At 61.7% G+C, this 13,988-nt stretch carries 10 protein-coding genes; 8 read left to right on the top strand and 2 right to left on the bottom strand.

The features are described 5' to 3' along the window. Positions 1-42 precede the first annotated feature (42 nt). The 8 genes from H7C18_RS01645 (at position 43) to H7C18_RS01610 (ending at position 10,756) form a co-directional block, all read left to right on the top strand. Entirely contained in the window at positions 43-1,188 is a 1,146-nt protein-coding gene (locus tag H7C18_RS01645) for a carbamoyl phosphate synthase small subunit (protein ID WP_185127271.1), read from the top strand. Beyond that, complete coding sequence (carB, locus tag H7C18_RS01640) at positions 1,175-4,396, top strand: carbamoyl-phosphate synthase large subunit (protein ID WP_185127270.1); 3,222 nt, start codon at positions 1,175-1,177, stop codon at positions 4,394-4,396. The genes H7C18_RS01645 and carB overlap by 14 nt, the downstream gene beginning before the upstream one ends. A 91-nt stretch (positions 4,397-4,487) precedes the next feature. After that, positions 4,488-5,234 carry an orotidine-5'-phosphate decarboxylase gene (gene pyrF, locus H7C18_RS01635; protein ID WP_185127269.1) on the top strand — a complete coding sequence of 249 codons (747 nt, stop codon included), beginning with the start codon at positions 4,488-4,490 and terminating at the stop codon, positions 5,232-5,234. Positions 5,235-5,236: 2 nt separating this feature from the next. Then, positions 5,237-5,887 carry an orotate phosphoribosyltransferase gene (gene pyrE, locus H7C18_RS01630; protein WP_185127268.1) on the top strand — a complete coding sequence of 217 codons (651 nt, stop codon included), beginning with the start codon at positions 5,237-5,239 and terminating at the stop codon, positions 5,885-5,887. A gap of 485 nt (positions 5,888-6,372) precedes the next feature. Beyond that, positions 6,373-7,359 carry an ABC transporter ATP-binding protein gene (locus tag H7C18_RS01625; RefSeq protein ID WP_185127267.1) on the top strand — a complete coding sequence of 329 codons (987 nt, stop codon included), beginning with the start codon at positions 6,373-6,375 and terminating at the stop codon, positions 7,357-7,359. 24 nt (positions 7,360-7,383) lie between these two features. Beyond that, the gene (locus H7C18_RS01620; RefSeq protein ID WP_238357401.1) at positions 7,384-8,247 is read left to right on the top strand and encodes an ABC transporter permease; all 864 of its coding nucleotides are present in this window, start codon (positions 7,384-7,386) and stop codon (positions 8,245-8,247) included. Beyond that, positions 8,231-9,040 (top strand): ABC transporter permease, encoded by an 810-nt coding sequence (locus H7C18_RS01615; RefSeq protein WP_185127266.1) that lies wholly within the window; start codon positions 8,231-8,233, stop codon positions 9,038-9,040. The genes H7C18_RS01620 and H7C18_RS01615 overlap by 17 nt, the downstream gene beginning before the upstream one ends. A 111-nt stretch (positions 9,041-9,151) precedes the next feature. Next, complete coding sequence (locus H7C18_RS01610) at positions 9,152-10,756, top strand: S-layer homology domain-containing protein (protein ID WP_185127265.1); 1,605 nt, start codon at positions 9,152-9,154, stop codon at positions 10,754-10,756. 41 nt (positions 10,757-10,797) lie between these two features. Here H7C18_RS01610 and nagZ read toward each other — a convergent pair whose 3' ends face one another. Next, positions 10,798-12,138: a beta-N-acetylhexosaminidase gene (gene nagZ / locus H7C18_RS01605; protein WP_185127264.1), complete on the bottom strand. Its 1,341-nt coding sequence runs from the start codon at positions 12,136-12,138 to the stop codon at positions 10,798-10,800. A 98-nt stretch (positions 12,139-12,236) separates the two neighbouring features. Then, a complete protein-coding gene (locus H7C18_RS01600; protein ID WP_420481825.1) occupies positions 12,237-13,913 on the bottom strand; it encodes a glutamine--tRNA ligase/YqeY domain fusion protein in 1,677 nt (558 codons plus the stop codon). Positions 13,914-13,988: the final 75 nt, after the last annotated feature.

Raw genomic sequence — 13,988 nt, 5'->3', positions numbered from 1 at the left:
ACGAACGATAAGGCCAGGCAAAAACTTCTAGGAGGAATTGGGATGCAAGCAAGATTGTTGTTGGAAGACGGCACCCTGTTCACGGGGCAAGGATTCGGCGCGGAAGGCGCCTCTACCGGGGAAGTGGTGTTCAATACCGGCATCACCGGCTACCAGGAAGTGCTGTCCGATCCTTCCTACTGCGGCCAGATCGTCACGATGACGTTTCCGCTGATCGGGAACTACGGCATCAACCGCGACGATTTCGAAGCGATCCGCCCTTACATTCACGGGTTCGTCGTTCGCCGCCACGAGGACGTGCCGAGCAACTGGCGCGCCCAATATACGCTTGACCGGCTGTTCAAAGAATACGGCATCGTCGGGATCAGCGAAGTCGACACCCGGATGCTGACCCGCATCCTTCGCCAGCACGGCACGATGAAGGGCATTCTGACGACGGGCAGCGAGCGCGTCGAGGAACTCAAGGAACGGCTGAACGCTTCCTCCCTGCTGCGCGACCAGGTAGCCCGCACGTCGACGAAGACGGTGTTCTCGAGCCCGGGCAACCGGGAACGCATCGTGCTGATCGACTACGGCGCCAAGAGCGGCATTCTGCGCGAGCTGACCCAGCGCGGCTGCGACGTCGTCGTCGTCCCGCACGACACGACGGCGGACGAGATTCGCCGGTTGTCCCCGGACGGCATCCAGCTGTCCAACGGCCCGGGCGACCCGAAGGACGTTCCCCAAGCGGTCGAGACGCTGCGCCGGCTGATCGGCGAATATCCGATCTTCGGGATCTGCCTTGGGCACCAGCTGTTCGCGCTCGCCTGCGGAGCCGACACCGAGAAGCTGAAATTCGGCCATCGCGGCGGCAACCATCCCGTCAAGGAGCTGGAATCCGGACGCTGCTACATCACATCGCAGAACCATGGCTATACGGTGAAGGAACAATCGATCGCCGGCACCGATCTCGAAGTGACGCACATCAACAACAACGACAAGACGATCGAAGGCTTGAAGCATAAGAAGTTCCCGGCGTTCACGGTGCAATACCATCCGGAAGCCGCCCCGGGTCCTTTCGACAGCAGCTACCTGTTCGATCGCTTCCTGGACATGATTCGCGAACATAAGCGCAACAACCCGCAGCGGCCGCGCCAGGCGCAGTTGGCCGAAGCGCTGAGAGGAGAACTGCAGTATGCCCAAAAATAAAGACCTTCGCAAAATTCTCGTCATCGGCTCCGGCCCGATCGTCATCGGACAAGCGGCGGAATTCGACTATGCGGGCACCCAAGCGTGCCAGGCGCTCAAGGAAGAAGGACTGGATGTCGTCCTGATCAACAGCAACCCGGCCACGATCATGACCGATACGAACATGGCCGACAAAGTATACATCGAGCCGATCAATCTCGAATTCGTCTCCCAGATCATCCGTCAGGAGCGGCCGGACGGCCTGCTGCCGACGCTGGGCGGCCAGACGGGCCTCAACATGGCCGTCGAGCTGGCGCGTGCAGGCATCTTGGAGCAGGAGAACGTCAAGCTGCTCGGTACTCAGCTCTCCGCGATCGAGCAAGCCGAGGACCGCGATTTGTTCCGCGCACTGATGCGCGAGCTGGATCAGCCCGTGCCTGAGAGCGAGATCGTCACGACCGTCGAAGCGGCCGTGGAATTCGCGAACCAGATCGGCTACCCGGTCATCGTTCGCCCCGCGTACACGCTGGGCGGAACGGGCGGCGGCATCGTCGACAACGAGGAAGAGCTTCGCGAGACCGTCGCGAACGGCATCCGCTACAGCCCGATCGGGCAATGCTTGATCGAGAAGTCGATCGCCGGCATGAAAGAAGTCGAGTACGAAGTCATGCGCGACGCGAACGACAACTGCATCGTCGTGTGCAACATGGAGAATTTCGACCCGGTCGGCGTCCATACGGGCGACAGCATCGTCGTCGCGCCGAGCCAGACGCTGTCCGACCGAGAGTACCAGATGCTCCGCTCGGCTTCGCTCAAGATCATCCGCGCCCTGAACATCGAAGGCGGCTGCAACGTGCAGTTCGCGCTCGATCCGCAGAGCTATCAATACTATGTCATCGAAGTCAACCCGCGCGTCAGCCGCTCGTCGGCGCTCGCTTCCAAGGCGACCGGCTACCCGATCGCCAAGATGGCGGCGAAGATCGCGATCGGCTATACCCTGGACGAGATCGTCAACCCGGTAACGGGCCAGACGTACGCCTGCTTCGAGCCGACGCTGGACTACATCGTCAGCAAAATTCCGCGCTGGCCGTTCGATAAGTTCACCGACGCGAACCGCAAGCTCGGCACGCAGATGAAAGCGACCGGCGAAGTCATGGCGATCGGCCGCACGTTCGAAGAGTCGATCCACAAGGCGGTCCGGTCGCTCGAGATCGGCGTCCATCGCATCCTGCTCAAGGGTGCGGGAGAGATCGACGATGTAACGCTGAAGAGCCGCCTGGCCAAGGCGGACGACGAGCGGCTGTTCTTGATCGCCGAGGCGTTCCGCCGGGGCTGGACGCTGCAATACATCCAGGACACGACGAACGTCGACTGGTGGTTCCTCGACAAGATCGAGCGCATCGTCGCGTTCGAGGACGTCATCCGCCGCGAGCCCGGCCTGACCCAGGAGACTCTGCTGAAGGCGAAGCGCATGGGCTTCACCGACAGAGCGATCGCCGAGCTGCGCCGCGAAGGCCAAGGCTCCGGCGCCCAGCATGCGATCGAAGCGGACGTGCGCGAATATCGGCTGAGCCAGGGCATCAAGCCGGTGTATAAGATGGTCGACACCTGCGCGGCCGAATTCGAGGCTTCGACTCCGTACTACTACTCGACTTACGAGACCGAGAACGAAGTGCTTCCGAGCGCGAAAGAGAAAGTGATCGTGCTCGGCTCCGGCCCGATCCGGATCGGCCAGGGCATCGAGTTCGACTACTCGACCGTTCACGCCGTATGGGCGCTGCGCAATGCGGGCTATGAAGCGGTCATCATCAACAACAACCCGGAGACCGTCTCGACCGACTTCAACACGTCGGATCGCCTCTACTTCGAACCGCTGTTCTTCGAGGATGTCATGAACGTCATCGAGCAGGAGCAGCCGATCGGCGTCATCGTGCAGTTCGGCGGCCAGACGGCGATCAACCTCGCCGGACCGCTGGCGAAGGCGGGCGTCCGCATCCTGGGCACGTCGCTCGACAGCATCGACGAGGCCGAGGACCGCAAACGGTTCGAAGCGCTGCTTCGCCGCCTGGAGATCCGCCAGCCGAAGGGCAGCACGGTCACTTCGGTGGACGAGGCGGTAGGCACGGCCCGCGAGCTCGGCTACCCGGTGCTCGTTCGCCCGTCGTACGTCCTCGGCGGCCGCGCGATGGAGATCGTCTACTCGGACGAAGAGCTGCTCTCCTACATGAAGGTGGCGGTCAAGATCAATCCGGAGCATCCGGTGCTCATCGACCGCTACATGCTCGGCAAGGAGATCGAAGTCGACGCGATCTGCGACGGCGAGACGGTGCTGATCCCGGGCATCATGGAGCATATCGAGCGGGCCGGCGTCCACTCCGGAGACTCGATCGCGGTATATCCGCCGCAGACGCTGTCCGACGACGTCAAGCGTCAAGCCGTCGACATCACGATGCGCATCGCCAAGGAGCTCAAGACCGTCGGCCTGGTCAACATCCAGTTCGTCGTCTGGAACGACCAAGTGTACGTGATCGAAGTAAACCCGCGCTCGTCGCGCACCGTGCCGTTCCTGTCCAAGGTGACGAACGTGCCGATGGCGAACCTGGCGACCCAGGCGATTCTCGGCGTCAAGCTGGCCGATCTCGGCTACAAGGACGGTCTCTGGCCGGAAGACGAATTCGTCTCCGTCAAAGTGCCGGTGTTCTCCTTCGCCAAGCTGCGCCGCGTCGACCCGACGCTGACGCCGGAGATGAAGTCGACGGGCGAAGTCATGGGCCGCGACCGGCTGTTCGCCAAGGCGCTGTTCAAGGGATTGATCGGTTCCGGCATGAAGATTCCGCAGTCCGGCTCGATCATCGCCACCATCGCCGACAAGGATAAGGAAGAAGCGATCGAGATTCTGCGAGGCTTCTACAACCTCGGCTACAAGCTGCTCGCCACCGGCGGCACCGCCGACGCGTTGGAGAAAGCGGGCATGCGCGTCAAGCGCGTCAACAAGCTGAGCGAGAGCTCGCCGAACATTCTCGACCTCATTCGCACCGGTCAGGCGCAGTTCGTCGTCAATACGCTGACGAAGGGCAAGACGCCGGAGCGCGACGGCTTCCGCATCCGCCGCGAAGCGGTCGAGAACGGCGTGGTCTGCCTCACTTCGCTGGATACGGTAAAAGCTCTGCTGAACATGCTCGAAGCGCTTCGCTTCTCCAGCTCGCCGATGCCGGTTCTGCAGCCTTAAGCGAAAGATTCGCCCGGTTTCCTCCCGCCGCTTCCGGCAGAGGAGATCGGGCTTCTGTATGACCTGACCGATAAAAGGGGAGATTCGACCGATGACGGGAAAGTTGAGCCGAAGCGAAGCCGCGGCGAAGGTGATGGTCGCGCTGGACAAGCCGGATGCCGAAGCCGCCCTGCGGCTGGCCGGCCGGCTGGAAGGCTCCGGCTGCTGGGCCAAGGTCGGCATGGAGCTGTTCTACGCCGCCGGACCGTCCGTGGTTCGCGAACTGAAAGCGCGGGGCCTCAAAGTGTTCCTCGACGTGAAAATGCACGACATCCCGAACACGGTTCGGGGAGGCGCGCGCAGCATCGTCCGGTTGGGCGTCGACATGTTCAACGTTCATGCCGCCGGAGGGCTCGCCATGATGGAAGCGGCCGTTCAGGGCATTCGCGAAGCGGCGGAGGAGGGCGGTTCGCCCTTAACGGAATTGCCGCTCGTCATCGCCGTTACCCAACTGACCAGCACGAGTCAGGCGACGCTGAACGAAGAGATCGGCATCTCCGGCTCGGTGGAAGCGGCCGTCGTCCGCTACGCGGAACTGGCCAAGCGCGCCGGACTGAACGGCGTCGTCGCTTCTCCGCTCGAAACGGGAGCGATCAAGGCGGCCTGCGGAGACCGCTTCATGACCGTCACGCCGGGCATTCGTCCGCGCGGCGCCGACATCGGCGACCAGTCGCGCGTGACGACCCCTCGCGAAGCCGTGGCCGGAGGGACGGATTACCTGGTGATCGGCCGTCCGATCACCGCGGCTCCCGATCCCGCCGCCGCTTTGAATACGATAATAGAGGAGATGTGCTCGTAATCATGAACGCCTCTTTGCCGCTCGATCAGCTTCCGAAGGAAATCGCCCAAGCTCTGCTCAGCATCAACGCCGTCGCCCTGCGTCCTCGCGAACCGTTCACGTGGACGTCCGGCATGAAGTCGCCGATCTACTGCGACAATCGACTGACGATGTCGTACCCCGACATCCGCGACCGGATCGCGGAAGGCTTCGCGACCGTCATCCAGAACCGGTATCCGGACTGCGAAGCGGTGGCCGGCATCGCCACCGGGGGCATTCCGCACGCCGCCTGGGTCGCCCAGAAGCTCGGCCTGCCGATGCTCTACGTCCGCGACAAAGCCAAAGGACACGGCAAGACGAACCAGATCGAAGGCCATTTCTCGGCGGGCCAAAAGGTCGTTTTGATCGAGGACCTCATCTCCACGGGCGGCAGCTCCCTCAAAGCGGCCGTCGCCGTCCGCGAAGCCGGCTGTACGGTACAAGGCGTCGTCGCGATCTTCACGTACCAGTTCCCGCAGGCGACGGATGCTTTCGCCGCCGAACGGATCCCGCTCGACACGCTGTCGAACTACGGGGCGCTGATCGAAGTCGCCGTTCAGACCGGCGCCATTGCCCAGGAAGACGTTGCGCTGCTCCAATCCTGGCGCGAGAATCCTTCCTCCAACGGCGTCTAATCGCGGCCCGAACCTCCGCTGCGCCTTTTCGGCAGCGGAGGTTTTTTATGGCCGATTACCCACTATCCCATCGGCTCAGACCGGTCTCGTCGATTTCCAAACTGAGGCGATGGGATAGTGGGTAATGCAGGGAAATATCAAGATTATGGCGGTCCTGAGACAATGGGATAATGGGTTACGCTGGAAAAATCAGCTCGATTCGCCAGCCTGACCCGATGGGATAGTAGGTAATTGTGAAAAAAGCATTGCCAGACGCCCGATTCGCTGGTAATATGTAACATCAAACGGAAGGGTTTCTAGGGATCCGACGCGCTTGGAGCCGTACGAACGGCACCGAAGGAGCGGGCGAACCGAGCGAGACCGGCTGCGGCTATAAGCCGCGCAACACCGTAGGGATAAAAGACCTTCGGCAAGTTCCGCCTTATGTGGGCGAACGGCCGAAGGTCTTTTTTGCTTTACCGAGGGAAAGGGGAGGGGAGCGGACGATGGAGGCGTTGCGAGCGAGAGGCTTGACGAAGGCGTTCCGGGTCAAACGGAAGGATCAGGGGCTCGGCGGAAGCTTGCGGTCCTGGCTGCGGCCGGAGTGGGAAGAGAAGATCGCCGTGGCGAATATCGATCTGGACGTCGGGAGAGGGGAGACGGTCGCGTTCCTCGGACCGAACGGGGCGGGCAAGTCGACGACGATCAAAATGCTGACGGGCATCCTTCATCCGAGCTCGGGAGAGGCGACGGTCGTCGGCTTCACGCCATGGCGCGAGCGCGCCAAGCTCGCCTACCGGATCGGCACGGTGTTCGGCCAGAAGTCGCAGCTGTGGTACCATCTGCCGCCGCTGGACACGTTCGAGCTGATCGGGAGGATTTACGAGATGAAGCGGGACGATTACGCGAAGCGGCGAGAGGACCTGATCGAGCGGTTCGAGCTGGGTCCGTATCTGCGCACGCCGGTGCGCAAGCTGTCGCTGGGGGAGCGGATGCGCTGCGAGATCGCGGCTTCGCTGCTGCACCGTCCCGAGCTGCTGTTCCTGGACGAACCGACGATCGGTCTCGACGTCGTGGTCAAGCAGCGAATTCGCGAGCTGATTCGCGAGAGGAACCGCAGCGAGGAGACGACGGTCTTTCTCACCTCCCACGACGCGGGCGACGTAGAGGAGCTCTGCTCGCGCGTGCTGGTCATTCATCATGGCGGCCTTCTGCTCGACGAGCCGGTGGAACGAATCAAGCGGGACGTGCTCAGCCGCAAAACGATCACGATCACGCTCGCGGCCGAGGTGTCGCCGGAGGAACTGCCCTGCGTGCAAGGAACGGAGAACGTTGCCGTCGCCGGCCGCCAAGTCCGGCTCGAGGTCGATCTCAGGCGAGCCGGCGTCGAGGAAGTATTGAGCGGGTTTATCGGGCGGTTCGGCATCGAAGATTTGACGGTCGAAGATCCGCCGATGGAAGAAATCATCAAGCATATTTACGGCGAGCGGTAAAGCGATCCGGGAGGAGAGAGCGCGATGGATCGAACCATGGGAGATTCAAGCCGAACCGAGGCCGGAAAAGCGGTCGCCATATGGGGCGCGGGCGCTGCGGCGTTCGCCAAATCGGCGGCGGTCGCCCGCATTACGTTACGCCAGATGATGTTTTACAAAACCGATTTTTTGCTCCGCTGCGCATTCCTGCTCATGATTCTCTACGTTTTCTCGCAGCTGTGGTCTGCGGCCTACGGGGGCGGCGAGACCGGCTCGGTCGCCGGATTCACGCTAAAGCAATTGCTTTGGTATCTGGTCTTTACGGAAGCGTTGACGCTGGCGGCCCCGCCGATCTGCTCCCGGATCGAACAGGAGGTCAAGAACGGGGACGTCGCCATGCGCCTTGTTCGCCCGATCTCGTACGTTCTGTACCATTACGCCTCCTTCCTGGCGGAAGCGGCGCTGCGATTCGCGATCCATCTGCTTGCCGGAAGCCTCGTCGTCTGGCCCATCGTCGGTGCTCCTAACTTCGGCTACGGATGGGCCGCGCTGCTGTCGCTCAGCCTCGGCGCCTTGACGGTTACGTTCCTGATGGCGGCGGCGATCGGCCTGTGCGCATTCTGGATCGAGGAGACGAGAGGACTTGAGTTCGTGCTCCAGAAGTTGCAGTTCACGCTGGGCGGCATGCTGCTGCCGATCGATCTGATGCCGGATTGGCTGCAGCGGATTTGCGCCTGGCTGCCGTTCCGGGCGGCGATGTATTTGCCCGCCAGGGCGGCCGTTCACTCGGGAGGAGATCATCTGCTGCGGGATTTGGGCGTACAGGCGGTTTGGCTGGCCGTGCTGGGAGCGATCGTCGCGGTCATTTTTCGAAGAGGGGCGGTGAAGCTGCATGTCAACGGGGGATAGCGGCGGATTGCGGGCGATTGCGGCATTTCTGGGCACCTGCTGGAAAATCAACCTGGCGTCCGCGTTGGAGTACCGTCTCAGCTTTGCGCTGCTGGCGGGTATGATGTTCATCAACAATTTTATCTGGTTGTTTTTCTGGAACTTGTTCTTTTCCCGCTTCCCGATCGTACAGGGTTGGGAGCTGAGAGACGTCATGCTGATGTGGGCGATCGGCGCCGGCGGGTTCGGCTGGGTCAACCTGCTGTTCGGCAATTTTACGCGGATCGCGACGATCGTGTCGACGGGAGAACTGGATTTGTACCTGGCGCAGCCGAAGCCGGTGCTGCTTCATGTGCTGGCCAGCCGGATGTCGATTACCGCCGCCGGGGACTTCGTGTTCGGTCTCGTGATTTTTGCTTGGGTAGGGGAGCGGACCTTACTGGGGGCGCTGGCGTTCGCGCTCGGATTGCTGCTGGCCGGGCTGTTGTTTCTGGGCGTCATGCTGCATGTCGGCTGCCTGGCGTTTTTTATCGGGAACTCCGAAGGAATCGCCCAGCAGGCGCTCGGCAGCTTCGTCTCGCTGTCGACCTATCCCTCTTCCATATTCAAAGGAGCCGCCCGGGCGATGCTGTTCTCGCTCATTCCCGCGGGCTTCATCAGCTATCTGCCGATCGGCTTGCTCAAGCATTTCGATCCCTGGTTCGTGACGGCGGCGATTGCGGCGACGGCCTTGATCGGCGGAAGCGGCATCGCGCTGTTCCGCTTCGGACTGAAGCGGTACGCTTCCGGCAATCTGATCGCGGCCCGCAGCTGACGAGCAGGAAAAATATTGTCGAAGATCCGCATTTTAAGGATTTATCCAGCCCCCTCCGATCTGATAGGATAGAGTAATAGAATGGTCCTACGAGGAAAGAGGGATTCTCGCGTGATAGGTTTCAAGAAGCTGTCTCCGCTGCTCGCGGCGGGCTTGCTGACGAGCGCGTTCGGGGGGGCGGCAGCCTCGGCTCCGGCGGCAGCTGCCGGATTGCCTTTTGACGATATTTCATCCAGTTTCGCCAAACAAGAAATCGTGTCTCTATATGAGCAAGGTCTATTAAACGGCGTCGCGCCCCGCGCCTTCCGGCCGAACAGTCCGGTGACGCGGTCCGAATTCGCGTCTCTTCTCGTGCGTTTGTTCGGACTGGAGACGGTAAACAGCGCCATCCCGACTTACCGGGACACGCCGGTTGCCGCCTGGTATTACGGCTCGGTCGAAGCGGCTTCCCAGCTTGGGCTTATTGAGGGAATGTCCGGCGGCGTGTTCGCTCCGAACGGCTCGGTAACCCGGGAACAGGCGGCCGTCATCCTCGCGCGAGCCTTGAAGCTTCAAGTACCCTCTTCCGCGAGCTTGTCCGATCGGGACGCCGCCATGGTCTCGTCCTGGGCTGTCGGATCGGTTCAGGCGGTTGAGGCCGCCGGCTTGATGAGCGGGGACGCCGGCAAATTCAGGCCCAAGGATGCGCTGAGCCGCGCGGAGATCGCCGTCCTGCTGAGCCGGGTGGAGGAGAACGGCGCCTATGTGACGTTGATGGCGGCGAAGCCCGACCTCGGCCTGCAGCTTGGCTGGCAGTACCAGCAGACGACCGATCAATTTATCGCGAGCGTGAAGCGTTCGAGCATCAACGTGCTCGTTCCGCGCGTGTTTTTCCTGGACGGGGCGGCCGATTTCGAGGACAATACGGACCCGGCGCTCCTGACGTGGGCTGCGGTGAACGGCAAGCAGGTGTGGGGGATGTTCGGGAATCGATCGGACGCGGACTTCTCGCACCAATTGCTGAGCAGTTCCGCGAACCGCAAGACAGTGATCGACAAGATCGTCTTTCTCGTCCAAAAGTACGGCATGGACGGCCTCAACCTGGACTTCGAGAACGTCGGGGCGGACGACCGATCCGGCTATACGGCGTTCGTGACGGAATTGGCGGCGGCGCTGCACCAGAACGGGAAGAAGCTGTCGGTGGACGTCTCGCCGGATCGCGGGCAGGACTGGACGGCGGCGACCGACTACGCCCAATTGGGCAAGCAAGCGGACTACATAGTGCTGATGGGGTACGACGAGAATTGGGCCGGGAGCGGAATGCCCGGATCCGTCTCTTCGCTGCCGTGGCTGAAGCAGGGAATCGACAAGCTGCTCGCCGACGTGCCCGCATCCCGGACGATCGTCGCGCTGCCGTTCTATACGAGAGAATGGACAACGTCACCGAAGGTGTCATCGACGGACCTCACGCTCGCTCAACAAGACAGGCTGGTGTCCTCTTTGAGCTCCGCGGCCCGGTCCTGGAACGATTCGCTCGGACAATACGTCATTTCCTTCTCCAAAGGCGCGTCATCCTTCCGGATCTGGACCGAGAACAGCCGCTCCCTCTTGCTGAAAGCGCAAGCGGCCGCTCAGCGGGGAGCGGCCGGGCTTGCGTATTGGTCGATCGGCTCGGAGACGCCGGACGTATGGGCGAGTCTGCGGAACGCGGCCAAATACGGCACGATCCGGTTCTAGAAGAGCCGCGGCCTCCAGAGCGGGTTCGCGGTTGCGGGCTTTTAGGACTCGACCTGCTTCAGCCAGGCGCTGACGTCCGCGTTGATCGACGTCAGGTCCGGTACCGGAGTGGAACGGTCGTGGAGCTGGAAAGCCGTTTTGAGCTTCAAAATGCGGTACGCGCTCCCGTCGATCCGCGACTCGGGAATCGTGCCGTCCTTGACCTTGGCCAGCAGCGTATCGAACACCGTGCGCTCGTCGTCGTAGCCGTGCCCCACGAGCAGAATGTCGTCGCCGGCCAGCACGGCGTCGACGGCCGCCTGCGCGAGCGTATAATGCTTGACGATCGCGCCCATCGTCAGATCGTCGGTGAAGACGACGCCGTCGTAGTTCATTTGATCGCGCAGCAGCTTGCCGACGATCTCGGCAGACAGCGACGCCGGCTTGTCGGCGTCGAGCTTCGGGAACAGAATATGGGCGACCATGACCGCCTCGACATGGTCCTTGATCGCGGCCTGGAACGGGATCCATTCCAGCTTGGCGAGCTGCTGCGTCGTTTTGTTCACGACAGGCAGATCCAGATGGGAATCGACCGAGGTGTCCCCATGTCCGGGAAAATGCTTCACGACGGGGATGATGCCTTCTCCGCGGATTCCTTCCAGCTCGGGCAGGCCGAGGCTGGCGACGAGAGAAGCCGAGCTGCCGAACGAACGGTCGCCGATGACGGGATTGTTCGGATTGCTGTTGACGTCCAGCACCGGCGCGAAATCAAGGTTGACGCCGATGGCCTTCAGCTCGCGGCCGATCAGCTTGCCCATCTCGCCGGCCAGCTCCGGCTTGCCGGCGTCGCCGACGGTGCGGTTCGGCGGCATCTTGACGAATTCGCCGGGCAGCCGGTTGACGCGTCCCCCTTCCTGATCGACGCCGACGAGCAGCGGCGCGGGATTGGGGACGTTCGTTTTTTTCAAGGCGTTGATCAGCGAGACGGCGCCGTTCAAATCTTTAATATTGTTCGCATACAGGATGACGCCTCCGATCTTGTCTTCGGCGATCATCTTTTTGTCGTTCGTGCTCAGCGTCGTGCCTGCGACTCCCGCCAGGATCATTTGCCCGATCTTCTCTTCCAGCGACATCGAGTCGACCTTGCGCTGGATCGGATCCTCGCTTGCGGACGGGCTGGACGAAGCGGGCGGCGTTGCCGAAGAAGACGGGCTGGACGGCGCGCCGGCGGACGGAGCCGATCCGGAGGGCGTTGCGCTCGGCGTCGGTGCCGAGGAGGCGGAGGACGGGGCGGCCGACGACGGAACCGGAGAAGACGTCCCCGCATTGCCGTTCCCGGAGCATCCGGCCACGAGCATCGCGGCGGCGAGCGTCATCGCGGCGGCAGGTCGTTTAAACATCATTTCATCACGCTCCTTTTCACGGATGGGGAATGGAAACGCAACGGCCCCATCTCCTTCGCCGGAGGCGAAGAAATGGAGCCGGCAGAGCGACTTTGTCTTTAGGCTTTCGGAATTTCAAAAGAGCTTTTCAAAGAGACGATCCGGTTGAACACCGGCCGGTCCGGACCGCTCAAGTTCGGGTCGACGTTGAAGTAGCCGTGGCGGAAAAATTGGAACTTGTCCCCGCCGGCCGCTTCCTTCATGCCCGGCTCCACGTAGCCTTGCAGCGTCTCCAGCGAGTTCGGATTGATCCGGTCCAGGAAGGAGGAGTTTTCGGTTTCCTCCGTCTCTTCCGCTTCGTCCTGCACGAGCGGCTCGAACAACCGGAACTCGGCCGGCACCGCCTGCGAAGCGTCGACCCAGTGGATCGTCCCCTTCACCTTGCGGCCCGTAAATCCGGTGCCGCTCTTCGTCTCGGGATCGTACGTGCAGCGAAGCTCCGTCACTTCTCCCGCCCCGTTTTTGACGACTTCCTCGCATTTGATGAAGTAGGCGTTCTTGAGCCTTACCTCATTGCCGGGGAACAGCCGGAAATACTTGGGCGGCGGCACTTCCATGAAGTCGTCGCGCTCGATGAAGATTTCCCGCGAAAACGGAATTTGCCGCGTTCCCATCTCTTCGTTCTCCGCGTTGTTCTCGGCCTCCAGCCACTCGCTCCCGTCTTCGGGGTAGTTCGTGATGACGACTTTGAGCGGCCGCAGCACGGCCATCGTGCGCAGCGCCTTCAGCTTCAGGTCCTCGCGGATGAAGTGCTCGAGCATGCGCTCGTCGACGATCCCGAAGCTCTTGCTCACGCCGACTTCGCGGCAAAAATGGCGGATCGCTTCCGGCGTGTAGCCTTTGCGGCGCAGCCCGGAAATCGTCGGCAGGCGGGGGTCGTCCCATCCGTCTACGATTCCGTTGTCTACGAGCAGCTTCAGCTTGCGCTTGCTTGTAACGGGCATCTTGTCGATGACGAGCCTGCTGAACTCGTATTGATGAGGCTTCGCCTCCGTCTCGCAATGCTCGATTACCCAGTCATAGAACGGCCGCTGATCCTCGAATTCAAGCGTGCAGATCGAGTGGGTCACGCCTTCGAACGCGTCCTCGAGCGGATGCGCGAACGCGTACATCGGGTAGATGCACCAGGCGTCGCCCGTGTTGTGGTGATGGGCGTGAACGATCCGGTAGATGACCGGGTCGCGCATGTTGATGTTCGGCGAAGCCATGTCGATCTTGGCGCGGAGCACCTTCTCTCCGTTGCCGAATTCGCCGTTCTTCATTCTCTCGAACAGCGCCAGATTCTCTTCCGCGGAGCGGTTGCGGAACGGGCTCTCGATGCCGGGCTCCGTCAGCGTGCCGCGAGACTCGCGGATCCGGTCCGCGTTCTGGTCGTCGACATAGGCCAGCCCTTTGTCGATAAGAAGCCGAGCCTTCTCGTACATTCTGCCGAAATAGTCGGAAGCGAAGAACAAGCCGTCCCAGTCGAAGCCGAGCCACTGCACGTCCCGCTTGATCGACTCGACGTATTCGACGTCTTCCTTGACCGGGTTGGTATCGTCGAACCGCAGGTTGGTGCGCCCGCCGAAATCGTCGGCCAGCCCGAAATTCAGGCAGATCGATTTGGCGTGCCCGATATGCAAGTAACCGTTCGGCTCCGGCGGGAAACGGGTGACGATCTCGGTCACTTTGCCGGCGGCCAAATCTTCTTCCATGATGGTTTTGATAAAGTTGGATGATGTCGCGCTGCTATCCAATCCGATCAACCTTCCTCGCCAGTAGCATGTTATTTCTTCATCATACACAAAAGTTCCCCTGCTTATAAAGAGGAA

It is taken from the genome of Cohnella zeiphila (assembly GCF_014212055.1).
In the GTDB taxonomy this organism is placed as follows: domain Bacteria; phylum Bacillota; class Bacilli; order Paenibacillales; family Paenibacillaceae; genus Cohnella; species Cohnella zeiphila.
The sequence above is the reverse complement of the archived record's forward strand: the minus strand, read 5'-3'. Positions and strand labels throughout refer to the sequence as shown.